The 21,769-nt window shown below is 73.2% G+C and carries 20 protein-coding genes; 15 read left to right on the top strand and 5 right to left on the bottom strand.

Features of this window, described 5'->3' with window-relative positions; all coding sequences use genetic code 11:
- Nucleotides 1–10: 10 nt before the first annotated feature.
- Genes VMV22_04925 through VMV22_04915 form a run of 3 tightly spaced genes read right to left on the bottom strand, consistent with a single transcriptional unit; the run spans nt 11 to nt 3,325 of the window.
- The gene (locus VMV22_04925) at nt 11–1,585 is read right to left on the bottom strand and encodes an SCO6880 family protein (protein ID HUY21663.1); all 1,575 of its coding nucleotides are present in this window, start codon (nt 1,583–1,585) and stop codon (nt 11–13) included.
- Nucleotides 1,572–3,023, bottom strand: coding sequence for a hypothetical protein (locus VMV22_04920; protein HUY21662.1), 1,452 nt, complete (start codon nt 3,021–3,023; stop codon nt 1,572–1,574). Before VMV22_04920 ends, VMV22_04925 begins: the two co-directional genes overlap by 14 nt.
- Nucleotides 3,020–3,325, bottom strand: coding sequence for a DUF6112 family protein (locus tag VMV22_04915; protein HUY21661.1), 306 nt, complete (start codon nt 3,323–3,325; stop codon nt 3,020–3,022). Before VMV22_04915 ends, VMV22_04920 begins: the two co-directional genes overlap by 4 nt.
- A gap of 224 nt (nt 3,326–3,549) precedes the next feature.
- On the opposite strand from VMV22_04915, the gene VMV22_04910 reads away from it, so the two are divergent.
- The 4 genes from VMV22_04910 to VMV22_04895 all read left to right on the top strand — a co-directional run bounded on the left by VMV22_04910 (nt 3,550) and on the right by VMV22_04895 (nt 8,376).
- Nucleotides 3,550–4,815, top strand: a complete 1,266-nt coding sequence (locus VMV22_04910) for an ATP-binding protein (GenBank protein HUY21660.1) — start codon at nt 3,550–3,552, stop codon at nt 4,813–4,815.
- Nucleotides 4,816–4,932: 117 nt separating this feature from the next.
- Nucleotides 4,933–5,655 carry a response regulator transcription factor gene (locus tag VMV22_04905; protein HUY21659.1) on the top strand — a complete coding sequence of 241 codons (723 nt, stop codon included), beginning with the start codon at nt 4,933–4,935 and terminating at the stop codon, nt 5,653–5,655.
- 49 nt (nt 5,656–5,704) lie between these two features.
- Complete coding sequence (locus tag VMV22_04900; GenBank protein ID HUY21658.1) at nt 5,705–6,895, top strand: NADH:flavin oxidoreductase; 1,191 nt, start codon at nt 5,705–5,707, stop codon at nt 6,893–6,895.
- A 92-nt stretch (nt 6,896–6,987) separates the two neighbouring features.
- Nucleotides 6,988–8,376: a glutamate decarboxylase gene (locus VMV22_04895; GenBank protein HUY21657.1), complete on the top strand. Its 1,389-nt coding sequence runs from the start codon at nt 6,988–6,990 to the stop codon at nt 8,374–8,376.
- Nucleotides 8,377–8,507: 131 nt separating this feature from the next.
- Here VMV22_04895 and serS read toward each other — a convergent pair whose 3' ends face one another.
- On the bottom strand, nt 8,508–9,800 hold the full coding sequence (serS, locus tag VMV22_04890) for a serine--tRNA ligase (protein HUY21656.1): 1,293 nt from the start codon (nt 9,798–9,800) through the stop codon (nt 8,508–8,510).
- Nucleotides 9,801–9,827: 27 nt separating this feature from the next.
- Here serS and VMV22_04885 point away from each other — a divergent pair, with 27 nt between their 5' ends.
- From VMV22_04885 to VMV22_04865, 5 genes are all read left to right on the top strand, one after another.
- On the top strand, nt 9,828–10,829 hold the full coding sequence (locus tag VMV22_04885) for an ABC transporter ATP-binding protein (protein HUY21655.1): 1,002 nt from the start codon (nt 9,828–9,830) through the stop codon (nt 10,827–10,829).
- Nucleotides 10,826–11,617 (top strand): ABC transporter permease, encoded by a 792-nt coding sequence (locus VMV22_04880; protein ID HUY21654.1) that lies wholly within the window; start codon nt 10,826–10,828, stop codon nt 11,615–11,617. The genes VMV22_04885 and VMV22_04880 overlap by 4 nt, the downstream gene beginning before the upstream one ends.
- An 8-nt stretch (nt 11,618–11,625) precedes the next feature.
- Nucleotides 11,626–12,147 (top strand): TIGR00725 family protein, encoded by a 522-nt coding sequence (locus tag VMV22_04875; GenBank protein ID HUY21653.1) that lies wholly within the window; start codon nt 11,626–11,628, stop codon nt 12,145–12,147.
- 16 nt (nt 12,148–12,163) lie between these two features.
- The gene (locus tag VMV22_04870) at nt 12,164–13,510 is read left to right on the top strand and encodes an N-acetylmuramoyl-L-alanine amidase (GenBank protein ID HUY21652.1); all 1,347 of its coding nucleotides are present in this window, start codon (nt 12,164–12,166) and stop codon (nt 13,508–13,510) included.
- Nucleotides 13,511–13,666: 156 nt separating this feature from the next.
- Nucleotides 13,667–14,422, top strand: coding sequence for a class I SAM-dependent methyltransferase (locus tag VMV22_04865; protein HUY21651.1), 756 nt, complete (start codon nt 13,667–13,669; stop codon nt 14,420–14,422).
- A 69-nt stretch (nt 14,423–14,491) separates the two neighbouring features.
- Here VMV22_04865 and VMV22_04860 read toward each other — a convergent pair whose 3' ends face one another.
- On the bottom strand, nt 14,492–15,235 hold the full coding sequence (locus VMV22_04860; GenBank protein HUY21650.1) for an SCO family protein: 744 nt from the start codon (nt 15,233–15,235) through the stop codon (nt 14,492–14,494).
- Nucleotides 15,236–15,463: 228 nt separating this feature from the next.
- On the opposite strand from VMV22_04860, the gene VMV22_04855 reads away from it, so the two are divergent.
- From VMV22_04855 to VMV22_04830, 6 genes are all read left to right on the top strand, one after another.
- Nucleotides 15,464–15,874: a hypothetical protein gene (locus tag VMV22_04855; protein ID HUY21649.1), complete on the top strand. Its 411-nt coding sequence runs from the start codon at nt 15,464–15,466 to the stop codon at nt 15,872–15,874.
- A gap of 174 nt (nt 15,875–16,048) precedes the next feature.
- A complete protein-coding gene (locus tag VMV22_04850; protein ID HUY21648.1) occupies nt 16,049–16,948 on the top strand; it encodes a cytochrome c oxidase assembly protein in 900 nt (299 codons plus the stop codon).
- A 248-nt stretch (nt 16,949–17,196) separates the two neighbouring features.
- On the top strand, nt 17,197–17,871 hold the full coding sequence (locus VMV22_04845) for a hypothetical protein (protein ID HUY21647.1): 675 nt from the start codon (nt 17,197–17,199) through the stop codon (nt 17,869–17,871).
- Nucleotides 17,868–18,794 (top strand): cytochrome c oxidase subunit II, encoded by a 927-nt coding sequence (locus VMV22_04840; GenBank protein HUY21646.1) that lies wholly within the window; start codon nt 17,868–17,870, stop codon nt 18,792–18,794. Before VMV22_04845 ends, VMV22_04840 begins: the two co-directional genes overlap by 4 nt.
- A 100-nt stretch (nt 18,795–18,894) precedes the next feature.
- Nucleotides 18,895–20,904 carry a cbb3-type cytochrome c oxidase subunit I gene (locus tag VMV22_04835; protein ID HUY21645.1) on the top strand — a complete coding sequence of 670 codons (2,010 nt, stop codon included), beginning with the start codon at nt 18,895–18,897 and terminating at the stop codon, nt 20,902–20,904.
- Nucleotides 20,905–20,915: 11 nt separating this feature from the next.
- A complete protein-coding gene (locus tag VMV22_04830) occupies nt 20,916–21,587 on the top strand; it encodes a hypothetical protein (protein ID HUY21644.1) in 672 nt (223 codons plus the stop codon).
- Nucleotides 21,588–21,769: the final 182 nt, after the last annotated feature.

Raw genomic sequence — 21,769 nt, 5'->3', positions numbered from 1 at the left:
CGCGCCGGGATCAGGGCAGGCCCCGGCCCAGGGGCAACGCGCACGTGAAGGCGTTGGCCTGGTCGCCGTAGCACCGCCGGAGCTCGAGCCCGGCGCGCCCGGCAGACTGTTCGATCCGGCCGCAGGCCTCCTCCAGGGCGTCGGGGTCGGGCGCGCTCACCGTGACGTAGCCGGCGAACCGGTACTGGGCGTGGCCGTCGGCCAGCTCCAGCTCCCGCCGGGCCAGGAGCTCCTCCTCGCGGCGGCGCCGGGCCGTGGCCAGGAAGCCGCCGCGGCGGCGCAGCTCGGCGTCGGCAATGTCCGCGGTGCGCGCCTGCTCGACCTTGCGCGCCGCGGCGATCGGGCCCAGTGGCTCCATGACGACGGACACGGCGCGCCGGACGTCCGAGGACAGGACGAGTGGCCCCAGGAAGTCCGGCCCGACGTCGATGCGGGGCCATTCCGACACCCAGAACGTGGCGTGCCACGTGGCGTCGGCGCGCAGGCGGCCCCACTCGGCGGCGATCCCCATGGGCCACGGCCAGGTGGCCGGCGAGGCGCTGGCGCCTTCCTCGGGCGACGCTGACGGCACGGTCGCGACGCGGTCCCCGTCCTCGGCGGGCGCGGCGGCCCCGCCGGGCGCGAAAGCGGCGCGCACGGTGGCGGACAGCTCCGCCGGAGCCAGGACCGTACCGGCATCGACCGACGCGTCGGCGAGGCGCCGCCGCAGGGCAGCAACTTCCCGGAGGAGCACGGTGCAAGCCCCAGCCGTTCCTCCACCCGCAGCCCGCACGGCGCGCGCTCCTCGACCCCCGTGCACCGTGACGGCGAGCAGCACCTCGTGTCGGCGCGCCCCGTAGTCGGCGGCGGCCAGGAGGGCCTCGTACGAGGCGCGCGCCGCGGCGTCGGCGTCGAGGCCGGAGGCGGCCCGTACGCCGGCCCCGTTCGACGACGCCACTCCAGCCGTCATCGATGCCGTCGGTGCCGACCCACCCACGGGTGCAGCCCCCGGCGCGGACAGAGCGGCGCCGTGGGGCCCGGCACCAGCGCCACCAGGCACGGGGGCCGGGACGAGCGGGCGCGTCCGCTCGATCCACTGCACGCGGTGCACCGCCGACCCGTCGCGTGCCAATGACGCCAGGACGCCCGCCCAGGCGCCCACGCGTCGGGCCTTGTCGTCATCGCCGAGGAGGACGAAGCCCGGCGCCGACGCCGCCAGCACCGCCGTGTATGTGCGGCGGGCCCGGTCCCACAGGACGCCGGCGGTGCTCACGCCGACGTCGACGGCGATCAGGTCGACGCCGGCGAACGGGCCCGATCGCCAGGGCCGGGGCCGGCGCCTGAGCGCATGCCGCAACGCGTCCGGCGCCCACTCCTCGGCCGTCCTCCCGACGATCGGCCAGGTGGCGACGCCCACACCGACGGCCACGGCGGCCAGCGCCATGACGACGCCCGCGGGCGACGCCGAGGCCCTGAGGACACCGACGGCCACCACCAACCCGACCGCCACGGCGGCGATCTGACCGCCCCGCCAGCCGGCGACGAGACCGCGCCGTTCGAGCGGCCCGAACCGGTAGCGGGTCGGCGACATCTCACCCGCCGGCACGGTCCACGTCCCCGTTGGCCGGCACTCGGTCCGTGACAGACCGATCCGTGGCGAGGGGGGCGGTCGTGCCGTCACTGACGCCACGCCGGCCGGCGTGCACGCCGGCATCCGCCCCGGCCACGGCCCGTGACCCGCTCCCTCCGGACTGGCCGGCAGACCTCGCCCCGTCCCCGGGCTCGAACCCGGGGGAAGCTCGACCGGTCCTCATGGCGATCGATCCCGACGGCCCCGACCCGGCCGGTCCATCCGACCCGCCAGGTCCGCCCGCCCCGGCAGACCCGCCAGACCCGCCGGAGCCGGCAGACCCGCCGGACCCGCCGGAGCCGGTCGCTGCCACCGAGCCCGTGGCGCCCGCGGACACGGTCCCGACCGCGCCCGCGGTCCCGACCGCGCCCGCGGTCCCGACCGCGGCCTCCAGCGCCGCAGTCCCCGGCCCCCCCAGCTTGCGCACCTCGTCCAGGGCGAGGTTGCCGCGACCACCGACGGCGCGGGCGGCGGACTGCAGCCGGTGCCGCGTCGACTCGAGGTGGGCGACGGCCCCGGCCTCGACCGCCGGCACCAGTCGCAGGAGCGTGAACGGCGACAGCGTGGCCACGAGCAGCAGCGCGATCCCGACCATCACGGCCCCGAACCCCCCGCCCGAGGACGAGCCCGACAACCCGAGGCCGCCGGCCAGCGCCCCTACTGCGAGGGAGATCACCGCCGCGATGACCAGCTTCGAGAGCACGAGGGCGGCGATGGTGTCGGCGAGCCGTCGACACCAGTGGGCCACGGCCGGCCAGACGAGGGCGGCCAGTGCCAGCGGTAGGAACAGCACCGCCGCCGACACCGCGGCGGCGCGCACAACGAGCTCGAGCCAGAGCACGAGGGCGGCGAGCGACACGAGCAGGGCGCTCACGAACACCACGAAGGCGGGGACGGCGGGCGTGGATCCCACGGTGGTGAAGAACGCCGACATCCCGGAGAAGAGATTGGAGGTGTCGACCCCGGCACTCGACATGACACGCGCCGACAGCGCGTCGGTCACGGCCAGGGAGATGCGCACCAGCGTCACCGCCACTCCGGTCAGCAGCAGCGACAGCGGGAGGTGGACCAGGAAGGTGCGCATCAGCATCGACGGGCTCTGGCGGTAGATCGCCTGGATCGCCGCGCAGCACGCCATGGGGACGACCACGGCGGCGGCCAGCCCCGCCATGACCGCCTCGTGCGCGCCGAACCATCCGGTCCCCAGGTCGTCGCTCGTGGTGGCCGACATGACGTGACCCACCTGGCCGATGAGCCACACCGCCCCCGACGACACCCATGCGCCGGCGGCGTCGAAGACCGCAGTGGCGCCGATGCCCGCCGCTTTTCCCGCCACGCCCGACACCGCGTTGCACACGGTGCCCACGACGGGGATCGACCCCGGACACAGGGGGAGCGCGACGTGCAGGGTCACTGCACGCCCTGCCCGGCGTGGAAGAAGAAGTTGACGATCGCCGGGGCCGCGCCGATGAGGAGCGCCGCCAGTCCCGACACCATGACCGTTCGCCTGCCGTTGATGGCCTGGTGGTAGTTCTGGGCGTGGGCCCCGAGCGCCCACGCGGCCGCGCCGATCAACAGCCCCACGAGGGCGAAGACGAGCGCCCAGCCACCCAGCCCGTCGGTGAGGTGCTGGAGCACGGCGCCTCCGGGAAGGTTGCTCGTGTCCGGGTTCAGCGTGACCCCGGACACCGCGGCGCGGACCGCCCACGACACCATCACGATCCCCTCTCTGGTCGGTGCCGACCGGCCGTGACCGGTTCGGCGTGTGTCCGAGCACGATAGAAGGCCTTCTGGTCTGTTTCAAGCTTTTTCAAGCTTTTCCATTATTTTTCATGTCGGTCGAAGACGCGCCGGAACGAGCTCCCGACCGGCCACCTGTCGTCGCGGGCCTGCGCCGGCGGCCCGACCCGGCCCGCGGCCAGTCCTGTCATGCTTGTGCCGTGATCGGTACGACCGGGGTGTCGTCGAACGTGGTGATCGCCGGGTTCGCCGGGCTCGGCGTGCTCGCCGTGGTCGGCATCGTGGTGGCCACGATCCTCGGTCGCCGCTCGGGGCGCCAAGCGCTCGAGCAGCGCCTGTCGGCCCTGGCATCGCGCCTCGGAGTCGACGCGCCGGCCGAGGAGCGCGGAACCGGCGTCGAGCCGGCACTGCACCATCTGGAGCTCGTCACCGACCGGGCCGCCGAGGCGGTGGCCGAGTCGTCGGCCGACGCCATCCGCCTACGGCGTGCCCTCGACACGCTGCCCCAGGGCGTCATCGTGTGCGACGAGAACGGCACGGTGGTGTTCCGCAACGCCCGCGCCGTCGGGCTCATGGGCGGTCGCCATGGCGACGCGCTGGCCGCACAGGCCGTGGTCGACCTTCTCGCCGACGCCTGGAAGCAGGGCTCGGCCCACCGCACGCTCGACCTCTACGGGCCCCCGCGCCGGACGCTGGCGGTGTCCACCCAGCTCATCGATGACGGCCGGCGCACGCTGGGTGTCATCGCGGCGATCGACGACGTGTCGGAGCGCCGGCGCCTCGAGGAGATCCGGCGCGACTTCGTCGCCAACGTCAGCCATGAGCTGAAGACGCCCATGGGCGCGCTCGGGCTGCTGGCCGAGACCCTCGTGTCCGAGGCCGACCCCACGGTGGCCCAGCGGCTCGCCAGCCGCATCCACTCCGAGGCGTTCCGGGTGAGCCGGATCATCGACGACCTGCTCGACCTGTCGCGCATCGAGGCCGAGGAGGCCCCGCCGCGCGAGCCGGTGCTGGTCAACCTCATCATGGCCGAGGCCGTCGAGCGCGTCCGTGCCGCCGCCGAGCAGCGAGACGTCAAGATCGAGCTCGAGGAGCCGCCGCCGGTCACCGTGCTCGGGGACAGGCGCCAGCTCGTCTCCGCGCTGTACAACCTTCTCGAGAACGCGGTGAAATTCTCCTACGACGGGAACTCGGTGCGCTTCGCGGGCGCCGTGACCGACGGGCAGGTGCGGCTCGACGTCGAGGATCACGGCGTCGGCATCCCGGCACGCGACCTCGACCGCATCTTCGAGCGCTTCTACCGGGTCGACCAGGGTCGGAGCCGCAACAGCGGGGGGACCGGGCTCGGGTTGTCTATCGTCCGTCACGTGGCCGCCAACCACCAGGGGCATGTCGAGGTCGATTCGCGCGAAGGCGAGGGGTCCACGTTCCGGCTCATCCTCCCCGCGCACTCGGAGGTCGGCTGAGTCGTGAGCAGCGCGCCGGGGGCACACCGGGCGCCTCAGCCGCGCCCGTCCCACAGCGGGCACCGCGGCGAGACTCGTGACGCGGGCCGAGACGCGGGCCGCGACACCGCCCGCGCCGTGACGGTCCTGATCGCCGAGGACGAGGAGTCGTTCGTCGACGCCCTGGTGATCGGGCTCGGGCGCGAGGGGTTCGAGGTCACCATCGCCCGGGACGGCCCCGAGGCCCTCCAGCTGTTCGACGCCGTCGACCCCGACCTCGTCCTGCTCGACATCATGCTGCCCAAGCTCTCGGGCGTGGACGTGTGCCGCGCCATCCGGGCGCGCTCGCGGGTCCCGATCATCATGGTCACGGCCAAGGGGACCGAGATCGACACCGTCGTGGGCCTCGAGGTCGGGGCGGACGACTACGTCACCAAGCCCTACCGGCTGCGGGAGCTCGTGGCCCGGATGCGGGCCGTGCTGCGGCGCGTGCCCCAGATGGAGCCCGGCGCGGCCGGCCCATCGGGCTCCGTCGCCCCGGGGAACGACGGGGTGCTCGAGGTGGGCGACGTCCGGGTCGACCCCGACCGCCACCGCGTGTTCGTGCGGGGCGAGGAGGTCCACCTGCGGCGCAAGGAGTTCGAGCTGCTCGCCCTGCTGATCGAGAACGCCGGCCGCGTCCTCACCCGGGACACGCTCATCGACCGGGTCTGGGGTGCGGACTACGTGGGGGACACGAAGACCCTGGACGTGCACATCAAGAGATTGCGGAGCCACGTCGAGGCCGACTCGTCGTCGCCGGCCATCATCACGACGGTCCGGGGTGTCGGCTACCGCTTCGAGATCCCCACCGACTCGTGACCCACCGACCCCTGACCCACCGACATCGCCGGAGCGGAGTGACGACACCGTGACCACCACACCCCCTTCGCCCTTCGCCCCGGCCCCCTTGGGCCCGCTCACCCTGCGCAACCGGATCATCAAGGCGGCGACCTTCGAGGGGGCGTCTCCCAAGGGGCAGGTCACCGATGCGCTCGTCGACTTCCACCGGCGCGTGGGCGCCGGTGGTGCCGCCATGACGACGGTCGCCTACCTGGCCGTGTCACCCGAGGGTCGCACCGACCGCCACTGCCTGCTCGTCGACGACGACACCGCGCCGGGACTGCGGCGCCTCACCGACGCCGTCCACGACTCCGGTGCCGCCGTCGCCGCCCAGCTCGGTCACGCCGGGCCCGTCGCCAATCCGCGGTCGAACCGGGCTCCCGCCCTCGCCCCCAGTCGTCACCTGAGCCCGCTCGGTACCGTGAGCCGGGCGGTCACCGAGGCCGACATCGAGCGCATCACCGCCGATTACGGGCGCGCGGCGCGCACCGTGGTCGACGCCGGCTTCGACGCCATCGAGGTGCACCTGGGCCACAACTACCTGCTGAGCGCCTTCCTGAGCCCGAAGCTGAACCATCGCCACGACCAGTGGGGCGGGAGCGTCGAGAACCGCGCCCGCTTCGCCCGCCAGGTGGTCCGCGCCGTGCGCGACGCCGCAGGAGCGCGCGCCGCGGTCACGGCCAAGCTCAACATGGCCGACGGCGTGCCCGGGGGCCTGTGGTTGGAGGACAGCGTCGAGGTGGCCCGTCTGCTCGAGGCCGACGGCGCGCTGGACGCGCTGACCCTGACCGGGGGCAGCTCACTCGCCAACCCCATGTACCTCTTCCGGGGAGAGGCGCCCCGTCGGGAGTTCGCCGCCACGCTCCCGCAGCCCGCCCGCCTCGGGTTCCGGCTCGTCGGCCGTCGGTTCATGCCCGACTATCCGTACGAGGAGGCCTTCTTCCTCCCCTATGCCCGGCAGTTCCGCGCCGCGCTCGACGTGCCGCTCGTCCTGCTGGGCGGGGTCACCGAGCTCGCCACTGTCGAGCAGGCGCTGGTCGAGGGGTTCTCCTTCGTGGCCATGGCCCGGGCGCTGCTGCGCGAGCCCGACCTCGTGTCCAAGATGCAGGCCGGCTCGTCGCACGGCTCGCTGTGCATCCACTGCAACAAGTGCATGCCGACGATCTACAGCGGCACCCGCTGCGTGCTCGTCGACCAGAGCGCCAAGCGAGACCACTGACCCTCCGTCCGGGCGCCGGGGCGTGACGGCCGCGGTCGGGCTGCACGCAGGCGCCGGGGCGTGACGCTTCCGGCAGGGCTACGGTGCGAGCCGTGGCCCTCCACGTCCATGAGACGCACCGTGACGCGGACCGGTTGGCGGTCCGGCCGCAGTTCTCCTTGTCCGGGGAGCTCGACGAGGTCCCGAAGCTGCGGCTGGCACACCAGGGAATGGCGCCGGGCACCGCCTACGAGATCGTCCACGACGAGTTGCTCCTCGACGGCAACGCCCGGCTCAACCTGGCCACGTTCGTCACCACCTGGATGGATCGTGACGCCGAGAGCCTGATGGCGGAGTGCTCGTCCAAGAACATGATCGACAAGGACGAGTACCCGCAGACCGCCGAGCTCGAACGGCGCTGCGTCAACATCCTCGCCGACCTGTGGCACGCCGAGGAAGGCGACGGTGCCACGGGCTGCTCGACGACGGGGTCGAGCGAGGCGTGCATGCTGGGGGGCCTGGCTCTCAAATGGCGCTGGCGCCAGCGTCGCCGGGCCGCCGGCCTGCCCGCCGATCGGCCCAACCTCGTCATGGGCGCCAACGTGCAGGTCTGCTGGGAGAAGTTCTGCCGCTACTGGGACGTGGAGCCGCGCCTCGTCCCCGTCGGCCCCGAGGCCACCTGCCTGACCCCGGCGGCGGCCGCCTCGCACTGCGACGACGACACCATCGGGGTCGTCGCCGTGCTGGGCTCCACCTACGACGGCGCCTACGAGCCCGTCGCCGACATCGCCGGCGCCCTCGACGACCTCGCCGCCTCCGGTGGCCCCGACGTACCCGTCCACGTCGACGCCGCGTCGGGGGGGTTCGTGGCCCCTTTCCTCGACCCCGACGTGGTCTGGGACTTCCGCCTGCGGCGCGTGCAGTCCATCAACGCCTCGGGCCACAAGTACGGGCTCGTCTACCCGGGCGTGGGGTGGGTGATCTGGCGCGAGCCGGCGGCGCTGCCCGACGACCTGGTCTTCAAGGTCGACTACCTCGGCGGCCAGATGCCCACGTTCGCCCTCAACTTCTCGCGGCCCGGAGCGCAGGTCGTGGCGCAGTACTACAACTTCCTCCGGCTCGGGGCCGAGGGCTACCGCCAGGTGCAGCAGGCCAGTCGGGACACCGCGCAGTGGCTGGCGGAGCAGATCGCGGCGATCTCCCCGTTCGAGCTCGTGTCGAACGGCAGCGGCATCCCCGCCTTCGCCTTCAGGATCGGTGAGGCGCCGTTCACCGTCTACGACGTGTCGGAGTCGCTACGCGCCCGGGGCTGGCTCATCCCCGCCTACACCATGCCGCCGGCACTCGACGATGTCGCCGTGCTCCGGATCGTGGTGCGCAACGGCTTCAGCCGCGACCTGGCCTCGCTCCTGGTCGACGATGTGCAGCGGGTGGTCGGCCACCTGGGCACGGGTAGGGGCACGGGCACACCCGGGGCCGCCGGGGCCGGGTTCCACCACTGAGCAGTCCCGCGCCGCGAGCAGTCCCGCACCGCAGTCCCGCGCCGCACCGCAGTCCCGCGCCGCTCAGACCGAGGTGCCGTCCGGAACGCACGGGAGCAGGGACACGGCCCTGCCCCGCCCCGGGGCTCCCGTCAGCGCGCCGGCGGCTCGATGATCCGGTGACCCCCCAGGTAGCGGTCGAGCGCGGCCGGTAGCAGGACCGATCCGTCGGCCTGGCGCCCGGTCTCGACCAGCGCCGCCCAGATGCGGGCCCAGGCGACGGCCGAGCCGTTCAGGGTGTGGACGAACACGGGCTGGCCCCCGTCGGCCGGCCGGTAGCGGATGTTGGCCCGGCGCGCCTGGTAGTCGGTGCACCAGCTCACCGACGACGCCTCGAGCCACATGTCGCACCCCGGGGCGTACACCTCGATGTCGAAGGTGCGTGCCGAGGCGTTGCCGAGGTCGCCGGTGCAGAGGTCGACGACCCGGTACTCGAGGTCGAGCTCCTGCAGCAGGGCCTCGGCGCGCCGCACCATCTGCTCGTGCTCGGCCGGCGACTGCTCGGCGGTGGCGTAGGCGAAGAGCTCGACCTTGTCGAACTCGTGCACGCGCAACACGCCGCGCGTGTCGCGCCCCGCCGACCCCGCTTCGCGCCGGAAGCAGGCGGTGGCGGCCGTCAGCCGCAGGGGGAGGTCGGCCTCCTCGAGGATGTCGCCGCGGTACATGGAGGTGAGCGGCACCTCGGCGGTCGGGATTGCCCACAGGTCGTCGCGCTCGAGGTGGTAGGCCTCGTCGGCGAACTTGGGCAGGTGCCCGGTCGACACCATGGTCTCGGTGCGCACCAGCGTGGGCGGGCGGATCTCCTCGTAGGCGTCGGCGTGGTGGTCGAGGGCGAAGGCGGTCAGGGCGCGCAACAGACGCGACCCCGCCCCCCGGAACAGGGGGAACATGGAGCCCGACAGCTTGGCACCGCGTTCGAGGTCGAGGATGCCGAGCGCCGCGCCCACGTCCCAGTGCGGGACGCGCTGGTGCTCGGCGTACTCCCGGGCCGTCTCCGGCCACCGGCGCACCACGGGATTGTCCTCGGGGCCCTCCCCGTCGGGCGCCCCCGCCGCCGGCATGTTCGGCAGCCACAGGAGCAGCTCGCGCACCTCGGCCTGGGCCGCGGTGGCCTCGGCGTCGGCCGCCTTCTCCCCCTCGCCGAGGGCGCGGCTGGCCTCGGTGAGCCCGGTCGCCGCCGCGCTGTCGCCGGAGCGCCGGGCGTCGGCCACCTGGCGCGACAGCTCCTTGATGCGGGCCCGCAGCTCGTCGCGACGGCCCACCGCCTGGCGCGACCGGCCGTCGGCGTCGACCAGGCGGACGACCTCGGCCGGGTCGACACCCTTGCGGGCGAGGGCCGCCTTCACGGCATCCGGGTCCTCCCGGGCCAGTCGGATGTCGATCATGGTGCGCCCAACGGTAGCCTCGCCGCGATGTCGATCTCGTCGGTGGCCGGCTCGTCGCGCGACGACGCGGCCGTCGAGTGCCGGGATCTGGTGGTGCGTTACGGCGACGTCACGGCGGTGGACGGCCTGTCCCTGTCGGCCCGGCGGGGGCAGGTCCTGGCGCTGCTGGGGCCCAACGGCGCCGGCAAGACCTCCACGGTGGAGACCCTCGAGGGCTACCGGCGCGCCGCCTCGGGGTCCGTGCGCGTGCTCGGCCTCGACCCCGTCGGCGACCACCGGCGGCTGGTGACGCGCATCGGGGTCATGCTCCAGCGCGGCGGCGTGTACCCCGTCATGGGGCCCCGGCGCGTGCTGCGGCTCTTCGCCGACTACTACGACCACGCCGAGGACCCCGACGCCCTGCTCCGCCTGGTGGGCCTGGACGCGGTGGCCCGCACGCCCTGGCGCCGGCTGTCGGGCGGCGAGCAGCAGCGGCTGTCCCTGGCGCTCGCCCTCGTGGGCCGTCCCGAGGTGGTGTTCCTCGACGAGCCCACCGCCGGGGTCGACCCCGAAGGGCGCATCGCCGTGCGCCGGGTGGTCACGGCGCTGCGCGACCGGGGGGCGTGCGTGGTGCTCACCACCCACGAACTGCCCGAGGCCGAGCGGCTGGCCGACGAGGTCGTGATCGTCGCCCATGGCCGCGCCGTGGCCCGGGGGACCGTGGCCGAGCTGTCGGCCGCCGGCGGGGGCGGCATCCGTTTCGAGGCTCCCCCCGCCCTCGACACCGCCGCGCTGGCCGCCGCGCTCGGGACCGGGCCCGGGGGCGTGACCGAGGAGCACCCCGGCGAGTACCGGGTCACGGGCGAGGCCACCCCGGCCCGGCTGGCGGCGCTGGCGGGGTGGATGGCCGACCACGACGTGCCCGTGGGCGACCTGCGCGCCGGGCGCCGTTCGCTCGAGGAGGTCTACCTGCAGGTGACCCGGGGGGACGAGGGCCCCGACGCGCCGGACCGCCGTGAAGGCGCCCGGGGGGCCGGGAGCCGGCGATGAGCGCGAGCACCGCGGCCCCGAGCAGGGCCGGCCGTCGCGTCGTCCGGTCGCTGCCACCCGCGGCGCGCCGCCTGGCGGCCCAGTGCGCGGCGGAGGTCGGCATGACCCTGCGCCGGGGGGAGTCGTTGCTGCTCACCATCGGCATCCCCGTGCTGCTGCTCGTCTTCTTCTCCGAGGTGCACCTGCTCCCCACCGGCACCGCCCACCCCGTCACCTTCCTGGCGCCGGGGATCCTGGCGCTGGCCGTCATGGGCACGGCCTTGGTGAACCTGAGCATCGCCACGGGGTTCGAGCGCGGCCAGGGCGTGCTGAAGCGCCTCGGCGCCACGCCGCTCGGACGCCCGGCGTTGCTCGGCGCCAAGATCGTCGCCGTCCTCGTGGTCGAGGCCCTGCAGTTCGTCGTGCTCGTCCCCGTCGCCCTCGGCCTCGGGTGGCACCCGACGGCCGGCGGCGTGGGTCGGGCGATCGTCGTGGTGATCCTGGCGACGGCCGGGTTCGGGGGGACCGGCCTCCTCCTGGCCGGGGTGCTGCGGCCCGAGGTCAACCTGGCGGCGTCCAACGGGCTGTGGCTGGTGCTGCTGCTCGTGAGCGGGATGCTCGCACCGTTGTCCAAGTTGCCCGGCGGCCTGCAGGGCGCGGCCAAGGCCCTGCCCGCCGCCGCGCTGGCGGAAGCGCTGCACCGGGCGCTCGGCCTGGGCACGGCCGTGCCCGGATGGGCGTGGCTGGTGCTCGCCCTGTGGGCGGTGGGCGCGCCCCTGGCCGCCGCGGCCACGTTCCGGTGGGAGTGAGGCGCGCCGTGAGCCGCGCCTACGTGGCCGTGGTGGGCGGCGGCTCCGCGCCCGAGGAGCAGTTGCGCCAGGCCGAAGCCGTCGGCCGCGCCGTCGCCGACGCCGGCGCCGTTCTCGTGTGCGGCGGGCTCGGCGGCGTGATGGAGGCCGCCTGCCGCGGGGCGCGCGCCGGCGGCGGGCTGACCGTCGGGATCCTCCCCGGACGCGATCGCGCGTCCGCCAACCCCTACGTCGACGTCGCCGTCCCCACCGGCCTGGGCGAGGCGCGCAACGCCCTGGTGGTGGCGGCCGCCGATACCGTGGTGGCCGTGGCCGGCGAGTTCGGGACGCTGTCGGAGATCGCCCTGGCCCTCGTGGCCGGGACGCCGGTGGTCGGCCTCGGCACGTGGGAGCTCGCTCGCGCCGGGCAGCCGGTGGACGTCATCGCCCGCGCCGACGACCCCGCCGGTGCCGTCGCCCTGGCGCTGCACCTGGCAGCAGCAGCGGCAACGGCGGCGGCGGCGGCGGCGGCGGCGGCGAAGGAGGCCTGACGTCGTGCGATCACCGGTGCGCGCCCTGCGTGGCGGCGGCCCGGCGCTGGTGGTGCTGGCCGTCGTCGTCGGATCGGCCCTCACGGTGTCGGTGACCCACGAGGCTGCCGCGGCCACGGCCACCGTCACTGTGGCCGCCGGCCCCGCCGCCCGCGTGGCCGGCGGCGGGGCCACGAGCCCGCCCTCGAGCAATGCACCGGTCGTCGACCTGGTCGCCGACCGCAGCACCGGGGGGTACTGGCTCGCCGCCGCCGACGGCGGGGTGTTCGCCTTCGGCGCGCCGTTCGACGGGTCGGCCGGTGGGCTCGCGCTCAACGCGCCTGTGGTGGGCATGGCGGCCACCCCCGACGACGGCGGCTACTGGCTCGTCGCCGCCGACGGCGGGGTGTTCGCCTTCGGTGACGCCCGCTTCGCCGGGTCGATGGGGGGCACGCCTCTCACCCGCCCCGTGGTGGGCATGGCGCTCGACCGCGGCACCGGGGGCTACTGGCTGGTGGCCGCCGACGGCGGGGTGTTCGCCTTCGGCGCCCCGTTCGAGGGCTCGACCGGGGCGATGGTGCTGAACCGCGCCGTGGTGGCCATGGCGGCCACCGTCGGGGACGGCGGGTACTGGATGGCCGGCGCCGACGGCGGCGTGTACGCATTCGGCGACGCCCGTTACCAGGGATCGGTGGCGGTGCTCCCGCTGGCCGGCCTGACCGTGGTCCTCGACCCCGGGCACAACGGCGGCAACGCCGGTGCCCCGCAGGTCGTGAACCGGCCCATCGACGGCGGGGGCTTCACCGAGCCCTGCGACACCACGGGCACCGCCACCGACAACGGATATGCGGAGCACGCCTTCAACCTCGACGTGGCCCTGGCGGCGCGCGACGCGCTCGAGGCCGCCGGGGCGCGCGTCGCCCTCACCCGCACCACCGACGACGGCGTGGGCCCGTGCGTGAACCAGCGCGCCGCCTTCGCCAACGCGCTGCACGCCGATGTGGCGGTGTCGATCCACGCCGACGGTGGGCCGCCCGGCGGCAGCGGCTTCGCCGTCGACACCCCGGTGGCCGTGATCAGCTCGATCTCCGACAACCGCGCCATCGTGGGGCCCTCCACCGTGCTGGCGACCGACATGCGCGACGCCTTCGTGGCCACGACGGGCGAGCCGCCCGCGGACTACACGGGCCAGGACGGGATCGTGCTGCGCTCCGATCTCGGTGGTCTCGACCTGTCCACGGTGCCCAAGGTCCTCGTGGAGTGCGCCAACATGCGCAACGCCCACGACGCCGCCCTCGTGCAGAGCCCGCAGTGGCGCCAGCTGGCGGGCCAGGGGATCGCCGGCGGTGTGACGCGCTACCTCGAGGACGCCGAGCGCACCTGAGCCGCCGTCCGCAACGCCCGGGCCGGTCGACGCCCGGGCCGGTCGACGTCAGGGCCGGTCGACGTCAGGGCCGGCGACGAGGACGGACGAGCCCGCCACTTCCACATGCGAACCTCCGTGTGAACCCCGTGGGGTCGCGCCATGTAGAACACGGGCATGGCCATCCTCGACGAGATCCGCCGCTTCTGGGACGACGACGCCGCCCGCTACGACGACTCGCCCGGGCACCGACCCACCAGCGCGGCCGTGCAGGCGGCGTGGACGGCCGCGCTGGCGGGCCTGCTGCCGCCCCCACCGGCGCGCGTCCTCGACTGCGGGGCGGGGACGGGGTTCCTCAGCCTCATCGCCGCCCGGCTCGGCCACCGCGTCACCGCTCTCGACCTCTCACCGGGAATGCTCGCCAAGCTGGGCGCCGCGGCCGACGCCGAGGGCCTCGACGTGGCCGTCGTCGTAGCCCCGGCCCACGAGCCGCCCGACGGGTTCGACGCCGTCATGGAGCGCCACGTGCTGTGGACCCTTCCCGACCAGCTCGCCACCCTGCGCGCCTGGCGCCAGGCCGCGCCGACGGGCCGGCTCGTCGCCGTGGAGTCGATGTGGGGTGATGCGGATCCGGTCGAGGCTCTGCGCGGCCGGGGGCGGCAGTGGCTGCGCCGCCTGCGCGGCGAGGCTGACGACCATCACGGGCCCTACCCCGGGGACGTGCGCGCCGCCCTGCCGCTCGGCACCGGCACCCATCCTCGTGCCGTGACCGAGCTGGTGGCGCGGGCGGGGTGGGCGGTTCCCCGCCTGGTGCGGCTGCGCGACGTGGAGTGGGCGGCGTCGACGGAGCTGCCCTTCCCGGAGCGTCTGCTCGGGGTGGCGCCGCGCTTCGCCGTGGTCGCCGACACGAGCCGCGCCGGCTCCCCCCGGTAGCGGGGCGCTTCCGACACGGGGCCTGCGGCCGACCCGGGCCCGCCCCGGTGCCCTACAGGACCCGGTGCCCTACAGGAGTCGTCGCACCACGGTGGCGATGCCCGCGCCCCACGCCGTGACGTCCGCGGCCGGCAGATAGGCCCGGCCCCTGGTGGTGTGGTCGTCGGAGGCAATGGCCATGTACCGCTCCGTTCCCTGCTTGCCGATGAAGAACAGGTACGAGCTGTGAATGACGTCGGCGGTCGGGCTGGGCGCTTCGACGGAGATGCCGTAGGCGGACCACACCTTGGCCAGGGCGGTGGCGGGGCCGGTCACGAAGTACCAGTTGGGCAGCGACGACAGCCCGTGCTCGCGGGAGAAGGCGGACACGTCGCGCACGGCCGTGGCGTAGGGGTTGACGTTCACCGCCACGAAGTCGACCTTGCTCACGTCCCGACCCAGGTCGTGGGCGGCGTCGACGAGCTCCTGGGACACGATGGGGCAGATGTCGGTGCAGTGCGGGTCCATGAACTGCAGCACCACCGCCTTGCCGCGCATGGCCGACAGCGACTGCGTCCTGCCGTGCTGGTCGACGAGGGTGAAGTCCGGCGCGGCCTTGGTGGCCGGCAGGTCACCGAGCCCCATGAGCATCGACAGCGAGTCGACGTGCGGGCCCGACGACCGGCTCAGCACGACCGCCAGGTCCAGGGCGCCCATCGTCACGATGGCGGCGACCCCGAGGATCAGGGCGTTGCGCCAGGTCTGCCGCGCCCGTACGGATGCGGCGGGGTCGGTGGCCCCCGGAGCCACCGATGTGCGCTCGTCCACGCCCATGGACACGGGGACGACACTACGCCTCCTCGCCGTCGCCTGCCGGCGGCCCACCGGCAGGCGACATCCGGCCCGCGTGAGGCCACCGGATGGTCACGACCCGTGTTTGGCGACCGTTGGCACAAGACACAGCGGGGTCAGAGGTGGGATTCATCGCGCCTTCAGACGCGCCGCGGATGATCACCCCGAAGGAGGTCGGGCAGAGACACGCAACCACCTGCCCGCAGCGCGATGCTCGTCTTCTGGATCACCGTCCCGCTCATGGTCGTGGCCGTCGCCATGGCCACCGTCCCCATCGTCGTGTGGTCGATCTCCGAGGAACGGCGGATCAAGTGCGGCGCCTACGCCACCGGCCGGCTCCCGGTCCCGGCCGACGACGCCGTGCGCGTGGCCGCCACCGTGCGGCCCGGTGTCACGCAGGGCGAGCTCGACCGCGCCTTCTCATCGGTGAACGCCGGCGAGCGCGCCGGACTCCTGGCCGGCGCCCACGTGCACCGGCCCGCGGGCGAGCGCGCCGTCCTCGTGACCGTCCCGAAGGCCGCCGACGCCCGTGCCGGCCTCGGCCGCGACATCCACGACTACCTGGCGAGCCTGCAGGTCTTCGAGCGCGTCGAGACCATCAGCACCGGCGGCGCCGCCTGAGCCGGACCGTCCACCGGGCACCGCGGTGGGCGGCCGGGCATCTCGATCGTCCACCGGGTTCTCGCCGCCGACCCCCGGGCGGCGGCGCGCGGTGCGGTCGATGGAGCACAATCCTCAGGGTGAAGTCACCCCCGCCGGCCGGCCCGCGCTGAGCACGCCGGCGGCCCTGCACCGATGGGATACCTGACCGGCCACTGGTCCTTCGACCCCTTCGGGGTGGCGGTGGTCCTGGTCGTCGTCGCCCACGAGGTCGGGCTGGCCCGCCTGCGGCGGCGCTCCGACCCCACCCGCACCCGGCGTCGGCGCCTGCGCTCGCTCCTCTTCTACGCCGGCCTGGCGCTGCTCGTCGTGACCGTGCAGTCCCCCATCGACTACTGGGCGGATCGGTACTTCACGGTCCACATGGTCGAGCACATCCTGCTGGCGTTCTACGCGCCCATCCTGGTGGTGGCCGGCGCGCCCTGGCTGCCGCTGCTGTTCGCGCTGCCGGTGGGCGCCCGGCGCCGGGTGGGCCGGGCCCTGCTCCTGAGCCGCCGGGCCCGCCCCCTGCGGGCCATCGGGAAGGTGGTGGCCAACCCGTGGACGGGGCTGGTCGGGTTCAACGTCGCCATGGTGGCGTGGCACGTGCCCGCCCTGTTCGATCTGGCCCAGAACAACCAGAGCGTGCACGTATGGCTCATGCACGGGAGCTTCCTCGTCACCGGCGTCCTGTTCTGGTTGCAGATCATCCCGTCGCATCCGCTCCGGCCCCGGGCCTCGGCGCTGTGGCAGGGGTCGGCGATCATCGGCACCAACGTGGTCATGTTCGTGCTCGCCATGGCCATGAGCATCCTGTCGAACAGCTCCTGGTACCCGGTGTACGCGCACCTTCCCGGCGTGACCACGCCGCCGTTCGCCGACCAGCAGATCGGCGCCGCCGTCTTGTGGGTATGCGGTGACTTCTGGGCGGTGCCCGCGCTCATCGTGATCATCCGGCGCGCCATCGAGCAGGAGGGCAGCCTGTCCGACGCCTTCGACCGGCTCGTGCACCGGTTCCCAAGCCCCACCCTCGAGGAGTTCCGCCCCGGCGCGTGACTGCACCGCCACGCGACGCGGAACCAGGCGCGCCCATCGCCGCCGTGGTTTCCTACGGCGGGGCCGCCACGGCAGGCAAAGGTGGTTGACGGCCGCCCGACGCGGACATATGTTGCCCCGAACAGCAATTTTTTCGTGGACCGAGATGGTGTGACCCGGCCGCAGTAGGTGCTCGACTCTTCATCGTCCCATCAGGCGGTGACTCAGCCGGCAGGCGGCGCCGGGCGACCGGAGGAGGCCTTCTGGGGGTGTCCCGAACGGGAAGGCTGGGCATCGTCTTCGCCTTGTTCGCCGTGGCCGTGGGCCTCGTCGTCTTCGCCGTCATGGCGTTCCTGCGCTCGTCGCCCCCGACGGTCGACTTCACCAGCGGTCACCAAGCCGGCCAGCCCGTCGACATGACGGTGCAGACGGTGCCGTCGATCGGCTTCGGGATCCACCCGACGTGGGTGTCGTACCTCACGAAGGCCCCCGACGGCCAGTGGGTCCACACCACGCTCTGGGACCTTCCGGCCCACACCCGGGTGAACGTGACGATCGACCAGTACGACAGCGGCAGCCCCCTGCGCAACCAGCAGTTCGGGCTGGTCCAGGGGACGACGGACGCCTCGCTGAACGCCAAGCCGTTGTCGTTGATCGACTCCAACGGCAGCGCCAACGGGGTGGGCCACACCTTCACCATCCCGGCCCTCGGTGTCAGCGTGCCCCTGTACGGGATCTCGGGCGACGCCAAGAACCCGTGCTCGGTGGCGCCCTGCGCCACCAGTTACGACCACAACGTCATCCAGTTCTCGTTCACGACGCCGGGGCCCGGCCAGTACCCGTGGCAGTGCTTCGTCCCGTGCGGGCTCGGCTATCTCTACGGCAACGGCGGGCCCATGCAGACCCTCGGGTACATGGGCGGGTTCCTGAAGGTGACGGCGTGAGCCCGGCGGGGGGCACCGGCCCCCACCACTTCCGGCGGCTGCTGCTGATCTGGGTGGTCCTGTCGGCGGTGACCGAGCCGCTCTTCTACTTCCTGGCCGGCCCCCACATCCCCCCCGGCGCCATGTCCGACACCGCCAGCGGCCAGCAGTTCGACTTCAACGTCCTGTTCATGGTGGCGCTGCCGGTCGTGCTGGCGGTGTGGGTGTACGGGGCCTACGCCCTCATCACCTGGCGGGCCTCCAAGGTGGGGGCGCAGGAGCCCGTCGGCGGCCCGCAGGCGCGCGGCCACCTGGGCATCCAGGTCGGGTGGATCGGCATCACCACCGTGGTGGTCCTGGCCATGTTCGTCTTCGGCACCGTCGAGCTGGTCGTGCCCGCCGGTGCCGGCGGCGGCGAGGGCCCCAACCCCATCTGGACGCCGGCCTCCCACAACGTGCTGCCGGTCCAGGTCATCGGCCAGCAGTGGAAGTTCACCTACCGGTACCCGACCTTCGGCGGGTTCGAGTCGGCCCAGCTGATGCTGCCGGTCGACACCACCATCGCCTTCCACGTCACGTCGCTCGACGTGATCCACTCCTTCTGGGCCTACCAGCTCGGGGTCAAGGCCGACGCCAACCCGTCGCAGGACAACGTCGCCTACACGACCACGAAGCAGCTGGGGACGTTCACGGTGCGGTGCGCCGAGCTGTGCGGCCTGTGGCACGGGGCGATGTTCAACAACGGCAGCGTGGTGTCGAAGGACGCCTTCGAGAACTGGGCCAACACCACCGAGGCCGACCTCGCCCCCGCCACCAAGCTCCTGCCGGCGTTCGCCTACACCTACGTCCCCGACGCCAACGGGGCGGCCGGCGGCTTCTACCCCGACAACGTCGACCCCTACAGCAAGGTCGAGCAGTACGGCGCGACCAAGCCGGCGTCGTGACCACCGCCGTGGGGGCTGACGCCGTGACGTCGAGAGCACGAATCGTTCCCGCTTGTCGCCTGCGGGACGGGAAGGACGGCTGAGAGCGATGGCACTCGGCATGCGTGAGTCCGTGGACGCGGGCACCGGAGGGGCGCCGCCCGGCCCCCGGCCGCTCGGACGCCGCCCGGCGTGGCTGGGCCAGCACCTCGGGACGGCCCTGGTCCTGGCCGTCGGCGGCTACGCCCTCGGGCACTGGATCGGCAACCTCCTCGCCGCCGGCTACATCAACGTGGCCAACAGCGGCGAGAACAACGTGGCCGTGGTCCTGGGCCTCGCCTTCGGGGTGCTCGGATGGCTGGCGGGCGCAGGGATGCTCAACTACCCCCTGGCCAAGATGGTGGGGCGCGAGCCCCTGCCGCCCACCTCGCCGTCGAACTGGACGCGCTTCATGCGCCCGTCGCTCGACCACAAGGTCATCGGCCTGCAGTACACGGTGGTCGTGCTGCTGTTCTTCTTCACCGGCGGGCTGCTGGCCATGGCCATCCGCACGGAGCTGCTGAACCCCACCAGCCACGTCTTCGGGCCGGGCACCTACATCTCGATCGTGGGCGAGCACGGGACGATCATGATGATGATGGCGTCGTCCATCGTGATCGGCCCGCTCGGCAACTGGCTGGTGCCCCTCATGATCGGCAGCCGGCGCATGGCCTTCCCCCGGGTGGAGGCGTTCTCGCTGTGGATCTTCGCGGCGGGGTACCTCGTCATCCTGAGCGCCCTCCCCCTGGGCGGCTTCCCCACGGGCTGGACGGGCTACGCCCCGCTGCAGACCCAGGCCTCGGTGGGAATGGACGCCTACCTGGTGGGCTTCGCGGTCATCGGCATCGGCATGATCGCGGCGGGCTTCAACCTGGCCGCCACCATCATCAATTACCGGGCGCCCGGCATGACGTGGGGCAGGGTGCCGATCTTCGTGTGGTCCATCCTGGCCACGGCGTCCCTGCTGACGCTGGCCACCCCGACCCTGGTGACGGCCGGCCTGTTCGGGATCCTCGACCGCACGGCGCAGACCGGGTTCTTCGTGGCCGAGCACGGGGGCAGCCAGTTCCTGTGGCAGAACCTCTTCTGGTTCTTCGGGCACCCCGAGGTCTACATCATGGCCCTGCCCGGCTTCGGCATCGTGGCCGAGATGCTGCCGGTGTTCACGCGCAAGCCCCTGTTCGCCTACCGCGTGGGCGCGGCGGGCATGATCGGGGTCACGCTGCTGTCGTTCTTCGTATGGCAGCACCACCTCTTCCAGAGCGGCATCAACCCCGACATGCGGCCGCTGTTCATGCTCACCACCGAGCTCATCTCCATCCCGACGGGGTTCATCTATCTCGTCGGCCTGGGCACGCTGTGGAAAGCCAAGATCAGGTTCGAGGTGCCGATGCTGTTCGCGCTCGGCATGTACTTCAACTTCCTGATCGGCGGCGTGACCGGTGTGTTCCTCTCCGACGTCCCGGTGAACGTCACCGTGCACGGCAGCTTCTTCGTCATGGCCCACTTCCACTACACGATCATGGGCGGCCTGGTCTTCGCCTTCTTCGGCGGCCTCTACTTCTGGCTCCCCAAGATGACGGGCAAGACCATGAACAAGAAGCTCGGCCAGTGGCACTTCTGGACGATGTTCGTCTTCTTCAACCTGACGTTCTTCCCGCTGTTCATGGTCGGGATCCTCGGGCAGCCCCGGCGGGTGTTCGAGTACGCTCAGCGGCTCCAGACGTTGAACGACATCTCCTCGGCGGGCGCCTTCCTGCTCGGCGCGTCGTTCCTCATCTTCGTGGCCAACTTCGTGTGGTCGATGTTCATCGACCCCAAGCCCGCCCCGGCCAACCCGTGGGACTCGCGGGGACTGGAGTGGCAGACCGCCACGCCCGTGCCGGAGCACAACTTCACGCGCATCCCCGTCGTCCTCGCCGACCCGTACCACTACAGCGAGCCTGACGCCCCGGCGGTCGCCGACCTCGGGGTGGGATCGCTCGTGTCCGTGGGTGCGGTCCCCGAGGACTCGGCGGTGTCGCCCGAGGCGTTGTCGCCGCCGGGCACCGGGGGCGAGGGCGAGTTCGACCCCAGGCCGCCGATCGCATGACACCCGACCCGATGAGCCGAGGGGGAGCCAACGCCGTGGCCGACACGCCGACCCTGCGCGAGACGCCCGAGGAGATCGAGTACGAGCTGCGCTCCGCCGAGGGCGCCATGTGGACCGGCGGACGCCTCCTCATCGGCATCGTCGCCTTCGCCTTCGCCTCGCTCGCCTTCGCCTACTTCTACCTGCGGTCGGCCAACAGCGAACAGCTGTGGCGCCCTGGTGGCATCACGGCGCCGACCGGCATCGGCGCGGCGATCTTCGCCGTGGTGGTGGCGAGCGCCGTCCTCAACGCCTACGGGACGCTGCGCCTGCGCCGGGGCCTGACCCTCGACTGGGAGGTGGCGGGCTGGACCGCCGTGGGCGGCGGGCTGCTCGCCGTCGGGCTGCAGGTGTGGGAGCTCACCCAGCTCCCGTTCTTCCCCGGCTCGAGCGGCTACGCCTCGTGCTTCGTGGGGTGGGCGGCGATGAACATCGCCCTGCTGCTCGGCGGGGTGTACTGGCTCGAGACGCTGTTGGCCCGGTCGCTGCGCCTGCGCCGGGCCGTGGCCGAGGAGGGCGGGGCGGCGCGCTCGGCGCTCCCCGTGGCCCGGCTCTTCCGGGCCAACCTGGAGGGCTGCTCGTACTTCTGGGGGTTCATGGGCCTCGTGAGCGTGCTGTTCTGGGTACTCTTCTACGTGATCTGATCCGCACGATCGGCAGCCCGCCCGGAGCGTGACCGGCGCCGGCGGGGGGTTGCCGAGGGCGGCGGCGAAAGGCGGCCACATGCCGGCAGGGACGGACAGCTTCATCGGGCCCCAGGTCCTCACCTTCGCCATCCCCGTGGGAACGCTCGCCCTCGTGTGCCTGTGGGGGTTCTTCCAGCGCC

This window comes from Acidimicrobiales bacterium (assembly GCA_035531755.1).
In the GTDB taxonomy this organism is placed as follows: Bacteria; Actinomycetota; Acidimicrobiia; order Acidimicrobiales; family UBA8190; genus DATKSK01.
The sequence above is the reverse complement of the archived record's forward strand: the minus strand, read 5'-3'. Positions and strand labels throughout refer to the sequence as shown.

Excerpts from the sequence above, each read along its gene's own strand:
- VMV22_04915 (HUY21661.1), bottom strand. The coding sequence starts at position 3,325 with ATGGTGTCGTGGGCGGTCCGCGCCGCGGTGTCCGGGGTCACGCTGAAC.
- serS (HUY21656.1), bottom strand. The coding sequence starts at position 9,800 with ATGATCGACATCCGACTGGCCCGGGAGGACCCGGATGCCGTGAAGGCG.
- VMV22_04885 (HUY21655.1), top strand. The coding sequence starts at position 9,828 with ATGTCGATCTCGTCGGTGGCCGGCTCGTCGCGCGACGACGCGGCCGTC.
- VMV22_04880 (HUY21654.1), top strand. The coding sequence starts at position 10,826 with ATGAGCGCGAGCACCGCGGCCCCGAGCAGGGCCGGCCGTCGCGTCGTC.
- VMV22_04865 (HUY21651.1), top strand. The coding sequence starts at position 13,667 with ATGGCCATCCTCGACGAGATCCGCCGCTTCTGGGACGACGACGCCGCC.
- VMV22_04860 (HUY21650.1), bottom strand. The coding sequence starts at position 15,235 with ATGGGCGTGGACGAGCGCACATCGGTGGCTCCGGGGGCCACCGACCCC.
- VMV22_04855 (HUY21649.1), top strand. The coding sequence starts at position 15,464 with ATGCTCGTCTTCTGGATCACCGTCCCGCTCATGGTCGTGGCCGTCGCC.
- VMV22_04850 (HUY21648.1), top strand. The coding sequence starts at position 16,049 with ATGGGATACCTGACCGGCCACTGGTCCTTCGACCCCTTCGGGGTGGCG.
- VMV22_04835 (HUY21645.1), top strand. The coding sequence starts at position 18,895 with ATGCGTGAGTCCGTGGACGCGGGCACCGGAGGGGCGCCGCCCGGCCCC.
- VMV22_04830 (HUY21644.1), top strand. The coding sequence starts at position 20,916 with ATGAGCCGAGGGGGAGCCAACGCCGTGGCCGACACGCCGACCCTGCGC.